The organism is Chryseobacterium viscerum (genome assembly GCF_002899945.2).
Taxonomy (GTDB): Bacteria; Bacteroidota; Bacteroidia; order Flavobacteriales; family Weeksellaceae; genus Chryseobacterium; species Chryseobacterium viscerum.
On record NZ_PPEG02000008.1, the window covers coordinates 106,543 to 127,547 of the forward strand.

Annotated in this window: 20 protein-coding genes; 4 read left to right on the plus strand and 16 right to left on the minus strand. The window is 37.7% G+C overall.

What is annotated here, in order from left to right:
* Positions 1-2: 2 nt before the first annotated feature.
* From C1634_RS18565 to C1634_RS18590, 6 genes are read right to left on the minus strand one after another with little or no spacing between them, the layout of a single operon-like run.
* The gene (locus C1634_RS18565) at positions 3-248 is read right to left on the minus strand and encodes an acyl carrier protein (RefSeq protein WP_103232497.1); all 246 of its coding nucleotides are present in this window, start codon (positions 246-248) and stop codon (positions 3-5) included.
* Between the two features lies 1 nt (position 249).
* The gene (locus tag C1634_RS18570; RefSeq protein ID WP_109738921.1) at positions 250-1,653 is read right to left on the minus strand and encodes an MATE family efflux transporter; all 1,404 of its coding nucleotides are present in this window, start codon (positions 1,651-1,653) and stop codon (positions 250-252) included.
* A complete protein-coding gene (locus C1634_RS18575) occupies positions 1,650-3,461 on the minus strand; it encodes an IucA/IucC family protein (RefSeq protein ID WP_103232502.1) in 1,812 nt (603 codons plus the stop codon). The genes C1634_RS18570 and C1634_RS18575 overlap by 4 nt, the downstream gene beginning before the upstream one ends.
* 7 nt (positions 3,462-3,468) lie before the next feature.
* A complete protein-coding gene (locus C1634_RS18580) occupies positions 3,469-4,785 on the minus strand; it encodes a lysine N(6)-hydroxylase/L-ornithine N(5)-oxygenase family protein (RefSeq protein WP_109738922.1) in 1,317 nt (438 codons plus the stop codon).
* Positions 4,778-7,186, minus strand: coding sequence for a GNAT family N-acetyltransferase (locus C1634_RS18585; RefSeq protein ID WP_109738923.1), 2,409 nt, complete (start codon positions 7,184-7,186; stop codon positions 4,778-4,780). Before C1634_RS18585 ends, C1634_RS18580 begins: the two co-directional genes overlap by 8 nt.
* The gene (locus C1634_RS18590; RefSeq protein ID WP_109738924.1) at positions 7,158-8,684 is read right to left on the minus strand and encodes a pyridoxal phosphate-dependent decarboxylase family protein; all 1,527 of its coding nucleotides are present in this window, start codon (positions 8,682-8,684) and stop codon (positions 7,158-7,160) included. The genes C1634_RS18585 and C1634_RS18590 overlap by 29 nt, the downstream gene beginning before the upstream one ends.
* A gap of 216 nt (positions 8,685-8,900) precedes the next feature.
* Between C1634_RS18590 and C1634_RS18595 the strand changes: the two genes are divergently transcribed.
* Together C1634_RS18595 and C1634_RS18600 are read left to right on the plus strand one after the other, a co-directional pair.
* The gene (locus C1634_RS18595; RefSeq protein ID WP_103232494.1) at positions 8,901-9,998 is read left to right on the plus strand and encodes a Fe(II)-2OG oxygenase family protein; all 1,098 of its coding nucleotides are present in this window, start codon (positions 8,901-8,903) and stop codon (positions 9,996-9,998) included.
* A gap of 256 nt (positions 9,999-10,254) precedes the next feature.
* Positions 10,255-11,655, plus strand: coding sequence for a serine hydrolase domain-containing protein (locus tag C1634_RS18600; protein ID WP_103232493.1), 1,401 nt, complete (start codon positions 10,255-10,257; stop codon positions 11,653-11,655).
* Positions 11,656-11,729: 74 nt separating this feature from the next.
* Here C1634_RS18600 and C1634_RS18605 read toward each other — a convergent pair whose 3' ends face one another.
* From C1634_RS18605 to C1634_RS18635, 8 genes are all read right to left on the minus strand, one after another.
* Positions 11,730-12,539, minus strand: a complete 810-nt coding sequence (locus tag C1634_RS18605; protein WP_103232492.1) for an alpha/beta hydrolase — start codon at positions 12,537-12,539, stop codon at positions 11,730-11,732.
* A 173-nt stretch (positions 12,540-12,712) separates the two neighbouring features.
* A complete protein-coding gene (locus C1634_RS18610) occupies positions 12,713-13,288 on the minus strand; it encodes a Crp/Fnr family transcriptional regulator (RefSeq protein WP_394337107.1) in 576 nt (191 codons plus the stop codon).
* A gap of 45 nt (positions 13,289-13,333) precedes the next feature.
* The gene (locus C1634_RS18615; protein WP_103232491.1) at positions 13,334-13,855 is read right to left on the minus strand and encodes a GNAT family N-acetyltransferase; all 522 of its coding nucleotides are present in this window, start codon (positions 13,853-13,855) and stop codon (positions 13,334-13,336) included.
* 9 nt (positions 13,856-13,864) lie between these two features.
* The gene (locus tag C1634_RS26125) at positions 13,865-14,008 is read right to left on the minus strand and encodes a hypothetical protein (RefSeq protein ID WP_165835359.1); all 144 of its coding nucleotides are present in this window, start codon (positions 14,006-14,008) and stop codon (positions 13,865-13,867) included.
* A 133-nt stretch (positions 14,009-14,141) separates the two neighbouring features.
* Positions 14,142-14,729: a 5'-methylthioadenosine/S-adenosylhomocysteine nucleosidase family protein gene (locus C1634_RS18620; RefSeq protein WP_103232490.1), complete on the minus strand. Its 588-nt coding sequence runs from the start codon at positions 14,727-14,729 to the stop codon at positions 14,142-14,144.
* 102 nt (positions 14,730-14,831) lie between these two features.
* Positions 14,832-15,533: a DsbA family oxidoreductase gene (locus C1634_RS18625; protein WP_109738925.1), complete on the minus strand. Its 702-nt coding sequence runs from the start codon at positions 15,531-15,533 to the stop codon at positions 14,832-14,834.
* 74 nt (positions 15,534-15,607) lie between these two features.
* Positions 15,608-16,774: an MFS transporter gene (locus C1634_RS18630; protein WP_103235074.1), complete on the minus strand. Its 1,167-nt coding sequence runs from the start codon at positions 16,772-16,774 to the stop codon at positions 15,608-15,610.
* A gap of 2 nt (positions 16,775-16,776) precedes the next feature.
* Positions 16,777-17,712, minus strand: a complete 936-nt coding sequence (locus C1634_RS18635) for an alpha/beta hydrolase (protein WP_103235075.1) — start codon at positions 17,710-17,712, stop codon at positions 16,777-16,779.
* 159 nt (positions 17,713-17,871) lie between these two features.
* Between C1634_RS18635 and C1634_RS18640 the strand changes: the two genes are divergently transcribed.
* The gene (locus tag C1634_RS18640; RefSeq protein WP_103235076.1) at positions 17,872-18,255 is read left to right on the plus strand and encodes a winged helix-turn-helix transcriptional regulator; all 384 of its coding nucleotides are present in this window, start codon (positions 17,872-17,874) and stop codon (positions 18,253-18,255) included.
* 75 nt (positions 18,256-18,330) lie between these two features.
* Here the strand turns inward: C1634_RS18640 and C1634_RS18645 are convergent, their stop codons facing one another.
* Complete coding sequence (locus C1634_RS18645; RefSeq protein ID WP_103235077.1) at positions 18,331-19,515, minus strand: MFS transporter; 1,185 nt, start codon at positions 19,513-19,515, stop codon at positions 18,331-18,333.
* A 257-nt stretch (positions 19,516-19,772) separates the two neighbouring features.
* Here C1634_RS18645 and C1634_RS18650 point away from each other — a divergent pair, with 257 nt between their 5' ends.
* Positions 19,773-20,504: an MBL fold metallo-hydrolase gene (locus C1634_RS18650; protein WP_109738926.1), complete on the plus strand. Its 732-nt coding sequence runs from the start codon at positions 19,773-19,775 to the stop codon at positions 20,502-20,504.
* A 16-nt stretch (positions 20,505-20,520) separates the two neighbouring features.
* Here C1634_RS18650 and C1634_RS18655 read toward each other — a convergent pair whose 3' ends face one another.
* Positions 20,521-20,862, minus strand: a complete 342-nt coding sequence (locus tag C1634_RS18655; RefSeq protein WP_109738927.1) for a helix-turn-helix transcriptional regulator — start codon at positions 20,860-20,862, stop codon at positions 20,521-20,523.
* Positions 20,863-21,005 lie beyond the last annotated feature (143 nt).

Below are 21,005 nucleotides of genomic sequence, written 5' to 3' on the forward strand. Positions count from 1 at the left end.
GCTTAGTTTTCTACGAGTACATCGTATTTTTTCATTTTTTCCCGAATTTTTCCGACAGTTCCCATCTCCAGAATATCGTTAAAATCAAATTTAATCTGATAAAACTGTTCAAGTGCTTCTACGATAAGAAGGTGGGACATAGAATCCCATTCCGGGATTTCCTGATACGTCAATTTTTCATCTACCAATTCTTTCTTTATGGCGATGGCAGAGGCGATAATTTCATAAAATTCTTCTGTAGTGTTCATTTTAAATTTTTATAGTTTTCCATTTTCCATTTCTAAAAATCATTAGGAATAATACTGCCAATACAATTTCCGAAGAAACGATAGCGGTAAATATTCCTCTCAGTTCCCAATGAAGCCTTACTCCGAGGAGATAAGCCAGAGGAAGCTGAATTACATAAAACATCACGAGGTACAACAGTGTAACCTGCAAGATGTTTCCAGCCGCATTCAAAGCACGGCTGATTACCATTGTGAATCCTAAGAGCAGATAAGCCATAGATACCACATGAATATACTGCACTGCATATCTTGCGACTTCCGGTTCGGTTGTGAAAAATTTCACCACATATTCAGCGGCAATCTGCCAGAATAAAGCTACTATTACCAGATAAGTCATGTTGATGGTTCCTGCTCTCCAGACTGTTTTCTCTGCACGGTCAGGCTCTCCTGCTCCCAGGTTCTGTCCCGTAAGAACTCCAGCCGCATTTCCTATTCCCCAGGCAGGCATCGTAGCTACCGAAGCAATACGCTGGGCAATGATATATCCGGCAAGAGCAGTTGTTCCGAAAGTGGAGATGATCTTCACCATAATCAGCCAGCTGGATGTCGGAATGATATATTGAACCAATCCTCCAAAGGCTATTTTCAGAATTTTCTGCAGTAATGGGATGTCCAGATGAAAAGGAACTCTGATGCTGATGCTGGTTTTCCCGCTTATCAATATAAAAGCCTGGTATAAAACCCCTAACAATCTTGATAAAACGGTAGCATAAGCCAGTCCCATCAATCCGAAAGCAGGAATAAAACCTAGTCCGAAAACAAGGATCACAGCAAATATGATATTGGAAATATGACAGATCCAAAGTGATTTCATGGCAATATCTGCATCACCGGCACCTCTGAAAAGTCCATTTACCGAAAGTCTTAGAATCACAAGTCCTATACTCAGGAAGACCAATCTTGAGAATGATATTCCATCAACTACTGCACTGGCGTTTACTCCAAGGAAATCGACAATTTCTGATGCGAAAACACACGAGATCCCGCCAATAAATAAAGCAAAGAATAAGGCAAGAAGGATAATGTATTGAGCAGTTCTTCCCATTCCTTCTGTATCTTTCTCTCCAGCTCTTCTGGCGATAAGAGTGGCTGCCGCAATACCAAGACCTACTGCTATGGCATAAGCAAAGTTGATGTAGTTATCCGTGATTCCCACAAGACCAAGAACTTTATCTCCTAATTTTGCAATAATCAACAGGTTGACACTCACAAAGACAGACTCCATCACAAGCTCCATCACCATAGGAATGGCCAGACTAAAGATGGAACGGTTGATGCTTCCCGATGTCAGCTCGACTTTTTTTCCAGCTATCGCTCCATAGGCAAAAACCGTCCCTTCTTTTAGTATATGCAGGAATTTCCTCATACTGCTGCTACTGAATTTTTATTGGCAATTTGATACAAAGGATTGGGCAGTGCTCCATCTTTTCTAGGGATGGCAAATGCTTTATTTTCACTGTAGCCATTATTTTTCAGACGCAGACTGTTGATATAAAATCTTTTGAATGCCGGCACGTAAAGGTCATACTTTTCGTATCGTTCCTGAAGATGGGTATTCTCAGCTTTATAATTTTCGATACAGTTGTGAACCAGTTCCCAGAATGTCTCTTCTTTAAAATCAGAATACGTATGCAAGGCATTTGACATATATCTGAAGAATGCATCGAAAACTCCCAGGAGAATAAACAACGGAATATTTTCTTTATTGGAAGACTGGATCAAACCATCTGCAAGATGTGCAGGAAGTTTTTCTCTCGCTTCTACGGTAAGTACAATATCATCTACAAAGTCTTTGATCACAATTCTCTGTGGAACTCCATTTTTCAACACAACCATAATGTTTTCTCCATGTGGAGTTACACATAATGAATGGGTGTAATAGATATGCAATAAAGGAGTAAGATAGGCATCAAGATAGCTTTCAACCCATTCTTTGATACTCATCCCTGCCTTTTCTGCAAATGCCTGAACCAATGGAACTCCATTTTCATCTACATACAGCAGAGAAGCCATAGTTACCATTTGTTCACCCTCTGTCAGATAATTTTCAGCACTTTCTCTCCATAGCGCACCAAGGAATTCATTATATTGATAGGGAACACTGGCAATCGCTCCGTATTGTGGATGCAAATAAGCTATGGAAGCCTCTTCACCTAAGAAAATGGTTCCTTTGTTTTCAAGATACGCATCATCTTTGATTAAGCCTTTTACCCAATCGGTAATAGCCGGAGCAATTTTCATCTGTTTAGGAGACAATCCTCTGATATTTCCGGTGCTCAAAATAGAAACAGCCGTTTTCAGATATCTTTTTTCAGGATGATCTACATTGAATAAAGTACGAATACTTTGCTGCGCGCTGTAGGTATCACTTCCCTCTCCCATTTGGATTAAAAGCCCTGAAGCAATATCTCCGGCAAAATGAATCTGAAGCTTATGCTCCCACTGCCAAGGATGTACAGGGATAAAATGATAATCTTCAACATCTTTACGGGCATTGACCAGCTTTTGTTGAAAATCATGATACAATTCCTCTCCTATTTCAGAACGATAAAACTCTTCTCTGTTGATATGTTCCAAAGATTGGAATGCTGATCTGCTCTTATGGGAAGCCAGCCAGATTACTTTTAGGTTTTCATCCGCTTCAGGAGCAAATGTTTTAAGATCTCTTGGAGAAAAACCAAGTCTGCTTTTGTTCACAATAACCCATGGATGTCCGGTCATATTATGCTCAACAGTTTGATAATCTGAATGGGCAAGGTCTTTTGAAGACATGATCCCTTTAGATAAAATCAATGCATCACAATATAAAGTATGCAGCAATTCTTCTGTATATCTTGCAATGGTATAAGGATCTAAATCAAACACGGACTGCATTTCCAGAAAGAAAGCCGCTACATCTACCGCAGATAGATCTTCCCCGTTTTCTGTCTTTGTAATACTGTCTTTATCAATATGCCAGTAATCCATCATTCTCTCTTGTCCACGGAAGCTGTACACGACATTTTCAAACCCGGTTTCAAGTTTAAAAACAGTAAATCCTTCTTTATTTTCAAACGTTACCGTTGGTTTTAGAAGCTCTTCATGCATGAGTTCTGCAATGGTTTTGGCCATCAGATTTCTGTTAGCCTGCTGCCAGTTTTCCTGGCTTATTGTATTTTTTAAGTTGGTGTTCATTGTATGATTAAATTTTGGCAGTTGGTAAATCAGCATATTTTTCCACATCAAAATCCTGGAAAGCAATCTTCTTTTCGATTTTATAATGTTCTCTTCCAAGAATATCATTGATGATATAAGAATTGCGGTAAGCAGCCATTCCCAGGTCTGTAGAAATATAACTGTGGGTGTGTACTTCTGCATGAAGCACATAAATTTCCCCTCCGTTATGATCTATTGAATAATTTCTATTAACATCAAATAGCCCGCTTGAATCTCTTTTTATTCTTGACTGAATATTCTTCAAGAAGGCAGGCTCATGATAACGATATCCGGTTCCAAGGATGACATAGTCGGCTTCCTGATCATAAGGCACATCCTGCTCCAGTTGTGTAAATTCAAGGTTGATGAAATCAGGATTGCTGTTATCAACAGTATTCAGCTGGCTGTTAGGAATAATTTTAAGATTAGGATCTGCATTATCGATATTAAGATCATAAATAAAATCATAGATATCATTGATCAAATCATAATTGATTCCTTTAAACTGAGCTTGCTGCTTGCTTAAAATACTTTTCCTTGCCGATTCACTTCTGTTGTAAAAATATTCAACGTAATCCGGGGATGTCAGCTCCAGGGTCAGCTTAGAATATTCCATAGGGAAAAATCTGTCCGGACGGGAATACCAGCCCAGCTGAGTTTTTTCATTTCTGCTCTGAAGCAAATCATAGAATACCTCTGCTGCACTTTGACCAGAACCGATGATGGCAATTTTCTTCCCTTCACTTAAAAGTTCCTCCTTTCGGTATAGATAAGAGCTTGTGTGAATGATTCGCGAATCATCTTTAGGAATAAAAGAAGGAATATGAGGTTGTGTTCCTGTTCCTAAAATCAATCTTTCTGTTTTAAAAACAGTAGTTTCTTTGGTTTTTGTATGAACCGTAGTCACCTGATATAAACCCTCTTCATAGGTAATATCTACCACCTGAGTTGAAAAACGACACTGTGGAAGCTGCTCAATGACCCATTGGCAATAGCGGTTGTATTCTTTTCTTGGAATAAAGAAGCTCTCGCGGATAAAAAATTTATACAATCTTCCGGTTTCCTTCAGATAGTTCAGAAGGCTCAAAGGATTGGTAGGATCAGCCATAGATACGCAGTCACATAAAAATGGAGTCTGCAGGGTTACATGGTCAATCATCAATCCCGGATGCCAGTCGAAACCATCTCTTTGGTCTAGAAAAAGAGTCTTCAGTTCCGGAATTGGGTTAGATAATGCGGCAAGTCCCAGATTAAAAGGGCCTATACCTATGCCTATTACATTGTATACGGCTTCGTTAGTCATTTTTTGTGATGTTTGTGGTGATTTGTACCCCTCTATTCTGTGGAAACTTTTCCCAGTACCATTCTCTGTAGCAGAAATTCAGATTGGCCTTTTTATGAGGCATCTCAATTACTTTGTCTACTTTGAACCCTACGTGGGCTTTATTCATCATAGATGCCAGTGAATCTACAGAACCTTCTCCTACCATTTTACCTACCTGAGGCTGTGCAAAAACATAATCTACCATAGATTGTGTAGAGGGAGATACATTTTTCTTTTTAGGATCAGTAGGTGCTATGAATTGGTGTGTTCCGTAATCGGTAGGCAGTACTTCATAGTAATCTCCTACGATATCTCTACATGCCCAGTAAACCTCGATATTACAAGATGGCTCATCATTACCTGCAACGATGTAGCTGTGAGCTTCATCACTTGGAAGCATCAGTCTATAATAGGTTTCCAGCTCATCAATAGGCCAGTTCATCTGCCATATTTTTACAGCATGTTCTCTGTTGAACCATTCATGAAGCATTTCAAGGTCATTGTCAAGATCGATAGGGCGCATACTCATGGTCACATCTTCTTTCTGAAAATATCTTTTAAAGAAAACTTCTGTCCCTTGCGGATGAATCAGCTGATCTGAGAAAAAATGCTTGTGAAGAATATTCGGAACTTTAGCATAAGAAATAGCTGCTGCGCTTACCCCTCCATCTACATCAGAAACGGCCGACTGAAGGTTTGATTTTACGGCCCAGTATCTTTGATTCAGAGCATAATCTGTCAAAAATGATGGTTCAGATTCATGAAGCTGATCAAATTCTCTGTATAGAATATGGATAAGTTTTCTTTCCTTAACCAATCCGGTTTTTCCTATGGAAGAGATCAAAGCACTCAGATTACTTACCAAAAGATGGTGTGAAACGATATCCAGAAGACGCTCATCTCTGATAAAAAGATCTTCAACTTCAGGATAGTCTTTCATCAGGTTTTGATATTTTTCTTTAAAGCTTCCTTTAATCAGATACCCTTGCCCGTCTCTTACACAGATCGATTGCGGCAGAAGCTGATTATCCAGCTGAATAAGAAGATTCTGCTGGTGCACTTCCGGAGCCATCCCTAATTGATTGAATAATCTGTTTAAAGGTGACAATAGAAGGTTTACATATTTTTCAAACCAAATGATGGTTGCTTTCTCAGCATCAAGGCCAAGATGATTGGCAACATTTTTAAAGAAATGTGCTGTAAAATTAAAACCATCTGTAGATTCATCCTGACAAAGTCTTGCCAATAAAAGAACCTTATCATCCGTTGAAAAAGGATTTTCACGGATCAGAATATTCAGGCTTTCTACATTCTTTTCTTTATAATGAACACTTAATGTAGAGGGTTCCATCAACAGTTTAAAATTGGGGAAGCTTTCTTCAAAAGAAGCTTTTTCATGCTGCCACCAAATGGCTGAAGCATATCCTCTGTTAAGATCCTTTAAACTGTTGGTTCTCACAGATCCCGTCATCAAAACATGCAGAGAAAACTTCAGCATCCAGCTGAAATCAGGATTATATAAGGTTCTTATAGAAGATGTTGCATAGAAATCTTCTCCCAAAGGCCCGATATGAATGATTTTACCGGATCCGAGCATTTCGGGATATTCTTCTGTAGACAAAAGATATTGTGCTTCCCAAGGATGGCATGGAACAATATAGAAATCATTTGTGTTTTCAAAATCGTAACTTTCTGGTATTGCCACCCACTTTTCGAATATTTCTTTTGCTGAAATTCCGGGAAGAGATTTTTCAGTGATGCAATCTTTATGAATCAGGAAATAATCCAGTTGGAATCCTTTTCCAAATTCGGGACCATATAAGAACTGCTCAGATTCAGAAAAGCCCATTCTTGATTTGGTAAAAGGATGCAGATTGTGCCCTGCCGGGAGCATCTGTTCAGATTCCAGAAATGAGTAAGTTAAAAGTTGATCATCCTGCAAACATGCCTCTGTAGTCAGTTCCAGATTTTTCAGACTGCTCTGAATTCTTTCTGCAAATTGTTTGAAGCCTTTCTCATTGGTCGTCTCAGAAAACTCCTGATAAACGAGTTCAATCAGTTTTTCAGTATTTACTTCAAAAACGGTCTGATTCTGATGATCAACAGCCCACAAAGTCGGTTCATATTCATGAAAAAGAGTCTCAGAACGATAAGAAACCGGAGCAAATAAAAACAATCCGCTTTTCTTCATCTCAAACCTCATATGCAATGGGTATTCGCTATTCTGAAGAGCTTTTGCTGTAAGAAGATCATATTTTGGAACGCCCTGATAGAATTTTCCATTTCCAAGCTCTCTTAACATTCCGTTGAGGAGAATCCTGAAAGTAATTTCCCGGGATTTTTCTCCTGTTTTATTTTTCTGTATTAAAGTCTTTTCCATGGCTTTTGATTGTCGTAAGAATTTGATGAACGTCTTCAGTTGTTGTGATCGGGTTCAGGAAAGTAAACTTCAGATAGAAGTTTCCATCCACCTTGGTACTTGCTACAAGGATTTCTCCGCTGTAGAAAAGTTTCATCTTGATATATTGGTTCAGGGCATTCAGATCGCTGATTTCCGGTCTTATATATCTGAAAACAAGAACACTTAGATCTGAATCTGAAAGCAATTCAAAATCAGCATCTTCAGTAATCATTGAGGCAACATCTTTTGTAAGATCAATAACGGTATCTGTATATTCTGCCAGCTGTTCTTTACCCATCATTCTTAGGGTAAACCAAAGCTTTAAGGCATCAAACCTACGGGTACTCTGGGTAATCGATTTATTGATCTGTGCCGGGATTTCTTCTTCATCCATTTCTTTAGGATTCAGATAATCTGCATGATGTTTAAGAATCAGCAATTCTTTTTTGTTTTTAACAATGAAAGCACTGCTGCTGATAGGCTGGAAGAAAGATTTGTGGTAATCAATCGTTACAGAGTCTGCTCTTTCGATTCCGCTAAGCAGATTACGATATTTCTCACTCAATAGTAATGCACAGCCATAAGCCGCATCTACATGCATCCAGATATTATAATGTTCTGAAATATTCGCAATATCTTCTAGTGGGTCAACATTTCCGAAGTCTGTAGTTCCTGCTGTTGCTACGATACCAATAGGGATATTGCCTAGCTGCTCTTCCCTTTTGATGTATTTTTTCAAAAGAGAAATATCCATACAGAATCTTTCATCGGTAGGAACTTTCACTATGCTTTTCTCACCCAATCCCATAATGGAAGCATTTTTCAGATTGCTGAAGTGAGATTTGTCTGAAACAAAGATTCTGAAGCGGCTTGCCTCTGGTGGCAGACCATCCATTTTTATATTATGATTGTATCTCTTCTGGGAGAAGCAGTCACGCATCATTACCAGCCCCATTAAGTTACTCTGTGAGCCTCCCGCCGTGAAAACACCATCGCTTTCATTCGTATTATATCCAATCTGATCCGCGGTCCAGTCGATCAGTTTTCTCTCCATAAAAGTTCCTCCAGCACTCTGATCATAAGTATCCTGTGAAGAATTGATAGCACTCACAAGAATTTCTCCTGCCAACGCCGGAATGACAACCGGGCAGTTAAGGTGCGCTACATATTGTGGAAGATGAAAAGCTGTCGCATGTTTTACGTAGATATCATCTACTTCATCTAAAAGTTCGTTATAATTGGAAAGTTTTTGATTAAGGTCTATCTGTTGTACCATTCCTTTCATTTCCTTGGCTTCTATACCGCTGAAAGGTTTGTCATTTCTGTAAAGAAATTCCTTTACGAGGTCTAATGTACTATCGACTGCATTACGATAATGATCGTAATTATCTGGATGAAAAATATTCCCAAAATTCCCCGAATTGTGAGGCAAGGTAGCATTTGAAAGCGCTCCTAGGGATATTATTTTATTGTTCATATAAGTATTTGTAAGGTGATTTTTAAAATCAGTGATTGTTGTTAATTTTCAGATATATGCATTTATATATTTGAAAATCAGGTTTTTAATTTTGTCATTTTTTTTAAGTTTTTGTTTGGTGGTTACTTAATTATTCATAAATTTGAACCGGCTATTGTTATTTAGAATAATTAAAAACAAAGATAAAAATTATTAGTTAACACCAAATTTTTTTTAATGAATTCTACAGAAATTTTAGATAAAGACTGTTTAACAGCGGTAAAACTGCTTCCAACGGTCATAGAAGTCACCCCACAGGAGAGAAGAATGATAAAAGATGCAGCAGAGCATCTTCAGAAAAAATATGACAGTTATGAAAACCGCGACTTTATAAGACATGTTCATCAACTGGCATCCTATTTCTTACCGGAAAGGATATTAAACATAGCGGCTGATTTTGCGAGTGACTTTTCTAAAAATCAGTACGGAGCATTGATCCTCACCGGATTAATGGATATAGATCAGGAGGATATTGGTTCTACTCCTTCTAATTGGCAGTCTGCAGATTATTCAAAATTCAATTTATATGGTTTTGCATGCGCACTTATTCACGGTGCACTTCCTTCAAAGCCTGTACAATATTATTCACAGCGTAAAGGAGGCGGATTGATACATGCCATCATTCCTGATGAAAGAATGAAAGAAACGCAGACGGGATCAGGATCTTCAACAGATTTGTATGTACATACCGAAGATGCTTTTTTGAAACATCAGGCAGACTTTTTAAGTTTTATGTATGTCCGTAATGAAGAGCAGGTTCCTTCTACTCTTTATTCAATCCGCTCTCACGACTCGATTGGTGAGAATTACAGACCTCTTTTCGACCGTATTTATAAAATCCCGAAAGATGCGAATCTTGAAACGGCAGAGAATGAAGAAGAGACATTAGATGCTGTATTGTATGGCAATTACAGTCTTCCTTTTATGAGATTTGATGCCGCTGAACAGCTTTTCAATTCCAGTATCAGACAGACGGACGAAGCTCATCATTCTCTGAATGAGTTCTGGGAAGAAGCCAGACATTTGATTTACTCAGGATTTACGCCACAGGCGGGAGATGTTATTTTGGTTAATAATCATCTTTGTGCACATGGAAGATCAGCTTTCCGTGCAGGCGTAAGAAACATAGATGGTATAGAACAGCCATGCGAGAGAAGAATTATGCTTCGTATGATGAGTAAAGTGAGCCTTATCGATATGAGGGCACATACTCTTACAGAAGATCCGTTCTTTGTGATAGAAGAACATTTGGGTAAAAATTTTCAACATTTTTAATATGCTGACCTGTTAGCATTTTTGAATATCAATCAATCAATTCAAACCCTTTTTAAGCGTTGCTTAAAAAGGGTTTTTGTTTTCCTTTTGAAATTTAAAAGCCATCTTGATCCTTGACAAAGTTTAAAACCTTGTCAAGGATTCCCACATAAAAAAAATTAATAAATTATTCTTTTTCATGAAACATATGCTGTTACCGCACGACAGATATAAATGAAAATTAAAAGATCAAAATTTTCTTTAAAAACTAATCATCATGACAAATTTAATTTCAAAAAAAATAATCAGCCTTCCGCTCGTATTGTTTGCTATCGGTACGTATGCCCAGAATGAAGCCAAAACACTGGATAGCCTTTTTACAGCACTTCATCATCAGAAAAAGTTCAACGGAAATGTACTGGTTGCTGAGAAGGGCAAACCTATCTTCGAAAAGAGCTATGGGATGGCGGATGAAGAAGCAAAGCGCCCACTCAATCTGCAGAGTACTTTTGAACTCGCTTCTGTATCTAAACAGTTTACTGCCATGGGTATTGTTCTTTTGCAGAAAGCTGGAAAGCTGAATTATGACGACAAAATATCCAAATATCTTCCTGAACTGGCTTTTTATGATAAAATCACCGTCAGAAATCTTTTGAATCATACCAGCGGACTTCCCGATTATATGGAGTTATTTGAAAAGAATTGGGATAAAAATAAAATTGCTGTGAATGATGATATCATCAAAGAATTTGCAAAATCTAAACCCGCCCTGGAATTTGAGCCGAATCAACAATTTGAATACAGCAACACAGGATATGCCTTTTTAGCAAGTATTATTGAGAGGGTTTCTAAAAAATCGTTTGGGGAGTTTCTGAACCAGAATATTTTCAAACCATTGGATATGAAGCATACATTGGTGTACAGAAGTCGATATCAGCCGCAGACCATTTCCAATTATGCCCTGGGCTATGAAGCAGACAATTCCGGAAAAAAAGTTCTTTTGGACAGTCATGGAAAACAATATTACTCGTATTATCTGGATGGAATTGTAGGTGATGGTATGGTAAATTCTACCCTTGAAGATCTTCTGAAATGGGACAGAGCTTTGTATACCGACAAACTGGTGAATGAAAATGATAAGAAGCTGATATTTAATGATGTCACTACCACAAACGGAAAGGCAAGCAACTATGGATTCGGATGGTTTGTTAAAAAGACAACCAAGTATGGGAAAATAGCAAATCATTCCGGAGGTTGGGCCGGCTATATAACCTTTATAGAAAGACATCTTGATCATGATAAAACCTTTATTCTGCTTCAGAATAACAGTACTCCTGAGATAAAGATTCCTACTGATGATGTGCGAAAGGTCCTTTATCATGAAAAGCTGGGCGTAGAAAATCTCAAAAAAGCGACCCTAACTACTGATCAATTACAAGCTTATACCGGAGTGTACTCCACTGCTGATTTCCCGATGAAGATAAAAGTATTTGTTCAAAAAGGTACTCTTTACGGGCAGGCAATGGCGGAAGGACAAAATGCATTTGAACTGGCAGCCTATGAACATCATATTTTTAAGTTTGATGATGCAGGCATAAAAATGGCTTTTGACCTTGAAAACCGTAAGATGGATTTCAGCCAGGGAGAAGCTTCAAAATACACCTTTTCGAAAGAGTAATAATCTATACTAAATCTTATAAACAACAAAACCTCATGCGTATACATGAGGTTTTATTGTTTTATATGCGGTTATTATTTAAAGAATCTGTTAAATAGAGCCAGCTGTTCTGATAATGATCTGCTCCAGTATTCTGTAGTATGTCCTCCTAAAGATTCTGTGTAGAGATGCTGAATCTTCATTTCTGTCAACTTTTTATGAAAATTTCTATTCATATTGATCATTTGGGTATCTTCTGTACCACAGTCGAAAATATATTGCTGCCCGGCCCCAGCCATCAGTTTTATTTTGCTGTCTGTAAGAAAATTGGGATTCAAAGATTCCAATGGTCCCAGCACTTTATTTACCATATATTTCTGATAGCCTTCCCCAAACGAATTGAAGTCCAAAGCTCCACATGAACTTCCTACGATGCCGAAAGTCTTGTTATAAGTAACTCCAATATTCGTTGCACCATAGCCTCCCATACTCCATCCTAAAATACCCCGGAACTTTTTCTCAGCTTTCACAGGATAATTTTTATCCATAAAATCTACCAATTCTTTTCCAATAAAGGTTTGATATTGGGAGTCTTTAACGATCGGACTGTCTGCATACCATGAACTGTAGTTTCCATCCGGAAGGACATAGATTGTCTTGTATTCCTGAGCTTTCTGAACCAAATCCGGAATATCCTGCTTAATAATCCGGTCCGGATTGCCACTGAAACCATGAAGAATATAAACCGACGGATAGGTTGTGTTAGGTTGAAGATCTGGTGTAATGATAACCGTTTTGATCTTTTTATTCATTTTTGGACTAAAAATCTCCTGATGAATAATTTTTTGCGCCGATATCTGAATAAACGCAGTGAGTACAAATACAATGTTGATAAGCTTCTTCATGCTGAAAAATGTTTAATTAATAATAATCATAGAATCAATGGTATTCTTACTTTTTAAAACATATTGCGTACCAATGATCTTATGACAGAGCAAAATTGTCACATAAAAAAGAGAAAAGCCTCAACATATGTTGAAGCTTTTGCTAATTTATTTTTCACTTCGGGTTAGGAATATCAGTGTATCTCCTTTTTTATCCGGCTTAGCTGTGTAGGCGTAATCCCCAGATAAGAAGCAATGTGATGCTGTTTTAACCTGCTGTATAATGATTCATTTTCAAGCAATTGTACATAACGCTGTTTGGCGGTTTCGTATTTCAGAGAGACTTCCAAAGGTTCTTTTTTCACCACCCAGTTTTTTTCTAAATAGTGCATGTGAAAAAGCGCCAGATCATGATACTTTTCGAGCAGTTCCCGATACGCTTTTACAGGATATTTTATAACGGAACAGTCTTCAAGTGCAACGATGTTGAAGTCGCTGGGTTCATTTTTAATAATAGAAGCGGTGGAGGCTACAAAGCTGTTTTCTTCAAAGAAAATTTTATAAATATTATTTCCTTGCTCATCCACCGTGTAATATCCAATCAGCCCGGATCGCAGAAAATAATAATATCTTGCCATGGAGCCTGATTTCAGCAGAATATCATTTTTATGGTAGTATTCTTCAGTGCAGATATCCAGTAAAGCTTTAACCGTTTCTTCGGATAACGGATAATATTGGTTGACTTGTTTTACAAACTCTGAAATGTTCATTTTGAAATATTTTGTCTTACTGCATTAAACTTAGCATACCCCCTTCTAATCAAGCATCTTTTTCATCATCAGATCAGTCTGTTCTTCTTCTCCCAGTTTGAAAATATGCTTATCAAATTCAACAAATCCATTTTTCCTGTAAAAATTGAGCGCTCTTAGGTTTTCTTCCCAGACGCCCAGCCACAGATAAGCTTTATTAAGTTGCTGAGCCGTCTCTAAAGCCTGATGATAAAGAAGCTGGCCTACTTTTTTTCCATGATGGCTTTTCTTTACATAAATCCTTTCAATTTCCAGGCTGGTTTCATCCTGAAGTTCGGTCTGTGCCTTCCCGGAGTTCACTTTCAGATAGCCAACAGGATTGTCTTCTTCCCAGGCAATATAGAAAAAGGAATTGGGGTTACTCAACTCCGATTTTATTTTCTCGGTATTGAAACTTTCTTCCAGATACTTTTTCATAGACTCTTCAGTATTATCTTCTGCAAATGTTTCTGAAAAGGTCTGTATTCCTAGGTTTTGTACAATTTCCAGGTCTTCAGAAGAAGCTTTGATGATGATAATTGATGACATAGTATGTATTTATTGTTCTAATGTATTAATAAGATTTTTTATTTCAGGTAAGGTTAATTCTGTTTTTGCGCCTGTTGCTAAAATATTTTTCAAAATTTTAAAATGAGCAGCCTTTAAAGCATCTTCGCTTTTCACTTCCTGATCTGGAATCACTCCTATATGTTCCCAATTTTTTTTGAGTGATTAAAGAGGTTATTTTTCCTATCGGAACAAGCAGTAAAATATGAGCGAAGGGTTGAGCGTAACAATCCAAATAGAAAACAAAATCCTGAAAATTTATTCAGGATTATATTGATGAGAACAGTATTTTCTTGAATGCTTCAGAAGCCAGATGTACCTGTACACTCCAATCGTCTGCCGCATCACTTCCGGCATCATCAGAAATATATTTCAGACATAGGAAGGGAATATTTTCTTTTTGAGCAATCAAAGCCAATGGATAGGCTTCCATATCTACAATATTGTAATCCGTTTCAGAATGGTTCATTTCAAAGCTGTCACCACTTCCGCAGATTCCTTCTTTCAATACGTCCATTTTAAGACCATATTCCAATACAGGCGGCACTCCGGATAGCGGAGTTTCATAAAGTTTGAATCCCAGCCCTCTTACATCCATATCTCTCTGGATGAATTTTGTACAGCAAACGACTTCTCCTTTGTGGAAACCTTTACTTCCGGCAGAACCTAAATTCACGATCAGTTTAGGCTTTCTTGTATGGATTTCTTTGGTTAATTCGATCGCTGCATTTACTTTTCCAATCCCTGTAATCAGTTTATTTTTATCATCAAATACGGTTCCTGCTTCAGAATCTAATGCAAAAACAAAAAGGGTATCATCAATTGAATAATGAGTTTCGTTGTTAATTTTTATCATTGATAAATCAGATTTATACAGCTATTGGTGCTGTATGACAAAGATACAAGACTATATTAAATTAAAAACCCCAAAATAAAACTATTTTGGGGTTTTGATATCTTAAATGCTGCATCCGTCCGCATCGCAGGAAGCTCCGCTGTCGCCGGAAAGATCCTTAAAAGGACTCACTGTTTCTTTATACGTCTGCTGCAGTGCATTTTCAAATACCTCTACAGGCTGTGCTCCGGAAACAGCATATTTACCGTTCAGAACAAAAAATGGAACTCCGGAAACACCATTGTTTCTTGCTTCCTGAATATCCTGATTCACTTCATAATCCAATTGATCTGTTGTAACCGCTTCTCTGGCTTCTTCCGTATCAATTCCTAAACTTTCGGCAAGGGAAACCAAAACTTCCATATCTCCTACATTTTTACCATCAATAAAATGAGCGATAAATAACGCCTCTTCCATCTCATTGGATTTGTTGTGCTTTTTAGCCAAATGAAGCAATTTGTGAGCACTAAAAGTATTAGTGATCAGTGTTTTCCCAAAGTTAAAGTCAATTCCGGCATCTTTTCCCATTTGGGTAACCTGACCAAGCATTTGAGTAGCCTGAGCTTCTGGAACTCCTTTCTTTTCTCTAAAATATTGAATGGTATCCTGAGTCTTTTGTGGATCTAAAGTGGGATCCAGCTGGAAACTCTTCCACTCTATTTCTACTTTATCTTTGAAAGGAAGTTGACTCAAAGCCTGTTCAAAATTATTTTTTCCGATATAACAAAACGGACACATTACGTCCGACCAGATTTCTATTTTCATTGTATTCAATTTTACATCAAATTAATAGTGCAAAGTTACTACAATTTACTCAATGTAACAAAATTTGTTACAGTTTAATTCTGACATGTGGAAAGCACCTGATTTCGTTTCTCAACAACACTTTTCAAAATCATCATCAAAAATGCAAGAAGCCCAAAAACAAAACCTATCCATGGAATATACTGTACTCCTTGTGTCATGATAATCCACCCTCCTATTGTCGTTCCCAGCGTTACCCCCAGATTTCCAAATGATGTGGCAAGGCTGTTGGCAAATTCCAGTGAGTCCGGTGCAGAAAAGATCATATAAGTGGAAGCATTCAAAAAGCTGGGTGAATACAGGAACCCCCAAATTCCAATCACTGCAATGGTTGCGAATAAATTTCCATCAGAAAAATATAAAAGCACAGGCACTAAAATGGTTCCCGAAAGAAAAAAAGCAGTAGTTCTTGCGACGTTCTTATTGAGCATTTTACCGGCTACACCATTCGCAATGATTCCGATACCACCAAAGAGAAGCAGCATATAGCTTACCATTGAAGTATCCATTCCTTTGGCTTTGTTCAGATAATCGGCAAAATAACTGTAGGTAGAAAACCATGCTGTAATCATGAAAAAATTCGTCAGCGTACTCAAAATAAATGGAGGATGCTTCAATATTCTGACCTGATTTCCGTACGATTTTTTCTCTTTCACCGGCATAGATGGAAGAAGAAAATAAATAGTCATTAAAGCAATCAAACTTACAGCGGCTTGTATCATAAATGAATATTCCCAGGACCAAAGCCCAGCCATCCACGTTGCAAAAGGAACTGTAGTTACCATGGCAATAGCGACTCCATTAAAAACAATCCCCATCAACTCATTCTTTTTCCGGTCATCTGCCTGAGATACCGCCACTGACAAAGCAGTTGCAATGTATACAGGCTGCAGGAATGCCGGTAAAATCCTCACCAGCATCAGCAGCCAGAAAGGAGGTGAAAAAGAAGAAACAATTCCTGTAACCAGAAACATAAAAATGGCTGTAAGCATTATCTTTTTACGGTCAATTCCTGACGTAAGTAAAGTCATAAAAGGTCCTGTAAGAGCAATAATTAATGCAAAAGCGCTCAGCAGGTATCCAGCCTTGTCAATACTGATTTTATAATGTTCTGCAATTTGCGGGAGAATTCCGATGACTCCAAATTCTGTTGTAATGACTGCTATAAATCCCAGACATCCTATATATGCGTATTTTTTCATTGTTACTGTTCTCTGTCGGATTCAAAATGGTATGTGACAAAAGCTGCCATTTCATCCACTGCTGATTGTACTTCCTCCAAAAGTTCTCCCATATGCATAAACCCATGAACCATATCTTTGTAAAGGCTTGTTGTAAGCGTAACACCTGCATTTTCCATATTCAGGGAAAGCGTTTTACCATCATCTAAAAGTGGATCATGCTCTGCCAGGATCACTAAAGTAGGCGGCGTTTCTTTAAAATCTTTAATCAACACAGGAATCGCCAAAGGATTATCTTTTTCTTCTTTTGGAAGATACCATTCCCATGCTTCTATTCCGCCTTGCTTATTAAGAACCGGCCCGTTTTCATACGTTTCCCAGGATTTTGAGTTCAACTGATTGTCAGCTGCAGGATAAATCAATACCTGAAACTTGAACTGTTCTCCTATTTGCGTGGAAACGGCTGTTGACAAAGCTCCTCCGGCACTATCTCCTATGATTCCAATTTTATCAGGATCAATTCCTATAGATTCTGCGTTATCGACCACCCATTGTATTCCGTCAATACAGTCATTTAAACCTGCGGGAAAAGGATGTTCAGGAGCAAGACGGTAATCTATAAATATAATCACAGAACCCGTCTTATTGGCAAGTTTACGGACCACAGCATCGTGAGTTTCGTATCCTCCTGCTATAAACCAGCCTCCATGAATATAAATAATAGCTGATGAATTCTCTGTTTTTGCCCCATTAGGACGGTAAATCCGAATAGGAATCTGATGGTTTTCCTGCTGAATATTCAATTCTTCAATCATTGCCACTGATTCTTTCTTACCGTTAAGCTGGAAACACATCGTTTCAAGATATTTGCGGACTCCATCTAAAGAATTTTGTGGATTGAACGGCTGTATTGTTTCTAAATGATTTAAAATCTGTGTTATTTTAGGAGTTAATTGCATTTTGATTTTGATTTAAGTTATTATTATGTCTGCGGAGAACAGTAGCGCTATTGTTCTTTATGGCAGTATATTTTCTGTTTCGATGAACAAAATTAAATCTCAAACCTTACATTTGCATTGTATACAGCTAAATGTATGGTACTAACAAATTTGTAAGTAATGGGTAAAATAAAAGAGAATTCAACGAATAATATCAACCGGCAATATATACAGGGATGTGATTTAAGTTATGCAGTATGCAGAATCGGAGGCCGATGGAAGCTGATTATTTTAAACAAGTTAAAAGACGGAAAATTGCGCTTCAGCGAGCTTAGAAACTCTATTTCAGGAATAACGGAAAGAATGCTTACCCTTCAGCTGAGAGAACTGGAAAAAGAAAGCTTAGTAACGAGAACAGTTCACGCAGAAGTTCCACCAAGGGTAGATTATGAATTGACCGCTATAGCCAGAGAGCTTATTCCCATATGGAAACAGCTTGATGAATGGGGAGGAAGACACAGAGAATTGATGCAGGCACAGGAAGAAGCCGGAGAATTAAAATAAAAAATTTTGGGGGATTTTATCTGCGATAAAATCCCCCAAACTTAAAAGAATCAGAAATGTAAAATAAATTCTGATTTATGCTTTATTGACTCTTTTACAAAACAGAATATGTGCGATCAAAGCCAATACACCAAATACAGTTCCCACAAGGCATACTCCACTCCATTGAGCTTTTTGCCATGCAATAGAAGCCAGCCAGGTTCCCAATGATCCGCCAATGAAATAGGAAACCATATACACCGTATTCAACCTGTTTACAGCATTTGATTTAATCAGAAAATAATTGGTCTGGTTCATAATATGGCTCGATTGTACTCCCAGATCAACAAGAATAACTCCTACAATCAGTCCCCAATAGGTTTCTCCTGCAAAATAGGTAAAGCCCCAGCTTCCTATGACAATCAGTAAAGAATACAATATAATTCGGTTAATATCCAGATACTTTTGAAGTTTTCCCACCTTTGCCGCCGCTAAAGCGCCTACTGCTCCTGCCAACCCAAAGCTTCCTACAACGGAAGATCCCGCATTGAAAGGCGGTTTTTCCATATGGAAAACCAATGTTGTAAACAATGCACACATAGACCCGAATGCCATTGCTCCACGGAATGATGCCAGCTGAAGAATAGGTTGTGTTCTGGCAAGATGGGCAACAGAACGCATCAGCTCTTTGTAGCTCCCTTTAAAATTAGGGGACAGCTCAGGAAGCATTTTATATACAGCCAGCCACACCAGGATCATCAGCCCTGCCGCAATACCAAACATCGCTCTCCATCCCCATACTTCTCCTACAATTCCTCCTACAAAACGGGAAAGAAGAATTCCCAGTAACAATCCAGACATCACCAATCCGATATTGGATGATTTTTCTTTATCTGAAGAAAGTTCTGCTGCAATAGGAACAAAAAGTTGTGGAATAACCGAGGTAGCTCCAATCAATAGACTGGCTGCATACAACATCCATAACTCAGTAGCAAAAGTCATCCATAAGAGCGATCCAAAAACCAGAAACAGGTCTATTAAAATTAATCTCTTTCGGAAAAACTTATCTCCTAATGGAACAATCAGCAACAGTCCCAATGCATACCCTATCTGAGTAAGCACCGATATTTTGCTGGCAGCACTTTCAGAAACCTTAAAATCTTCCGAAATAAGCGCCAACAAGGGCTGGTTATAATAATTGTTGGCCACTACAAGCCCGGAAATAATAGCCATTAGCCAGATGACAGTCCGGGAAATACCTTGGGAAGAATTCTCCTGCATTATGTTACAATTTTATTTGAATCAATAGAAAGTGATCTGACATTTGATCATCATGTAGACTGTCAGATTTTTGAGACCTCAAAGATAATCATTAAAAAAAGAAAATTTCGGTACCCTGACTTTACATTTTTATGAATGATACAGGATTTTTTGATAAATACAATAGTCTCAGTATACTGCTGTATGATTGTTTTTATTGATGATATATATCGATGAAAAACCTTTTGAATATTAGAAATATTAAGGAAATTTGCATCATGAAAATCATTCCGCTCAAAGAAGGCAATTTTTCGGCTAGTAAATCCAAAGACTTCACTCTTTTAACAGAAGAAAATTTTGATAAAATTGGAGGAATCAAAATGTCTGTTCAGCCGTTTCTTATCATTACAGAAAATGATTATATCCTTCTGGATGCAGGGATTGGCTGGAAAGATGAGTCCGGAAAAACGGTGGTTTCAGAAATTCTGGAAAGAGAAAATATCCGTCCTGAACAAATCACAAAACTCTTGTTATCTCACCTTCATAAAGATCATATTGAAGGAGCTGTGAAGCTTACAGAGAGTGGTTTTGAAGCAGCTTTTCCGAATGCACAGATTTATATCCAGAAACGAGAGCTGGATTTTGCGATGGAAAAGAAAGGCAATCCTTCTTTTGATTTTGATATGCTGGAAAAACTGATTCAGCTTCCCAATATTACCTGGATGAGTGAAGATAAAGGACAAATCACGGATGAAATTTTCTATGAAGTGGTGGGTGGCCATACTCCTTTTATGCAGGTTTTTTGGATCAGAGAAAATGAAGAAACCGTTTTTTATGGGGCCGATGATCTTCCCCAGGCTTCTTATCTAAAATATCATTTAGCTTATAAAAGTGATTTCGATGGCAGAAAAGCCATGGAATTACGACTTCAATGGGAAAAAGAAGCCAGAGAAAACAATTGGAAAATTCTTCTTTATCACGATCTGGATAAAGCGATTCTGGAATTATAAATCAAGAAAAAATGGTTTAAATTTCATTAAACCATTTGTAGATATCAAATTCAGAAGCGATGTTGAGTTTTTTTCTGATCCTGTTTTTCCTGTTTTGTATAGCTTTTGGAGTAACAAAGATGCAGGTTGCAATTTCCTTTGTTGTCATATTCAGCTTCAGGTAAATACAAAAGATCAGTTCAGAATTTTTAAGGCTGGGCTGTATAGCAGATAATTTTTTTAAAAAATCGGGATATACCAATCTGAATTTATTCAGTAAACGAGGCGAATTGGCTTTGGCTAGTGCTACTATTTCGTCCTGTACACGAATTTTCTGGTCCAAATCATCCAAGTTAGTTTCAGGTTTTCTATTTTTCATAATATTTTTTCATCTCTACTTATTTTAGATGCACTATATTTTGTGCATCAGGATAAAGTCTTTTTCTCCGATCAATCTGTTTCATGATAATTTAATATCAAAACAAAATGATTTCTATGTATTCATAAATGCAATATAACTTG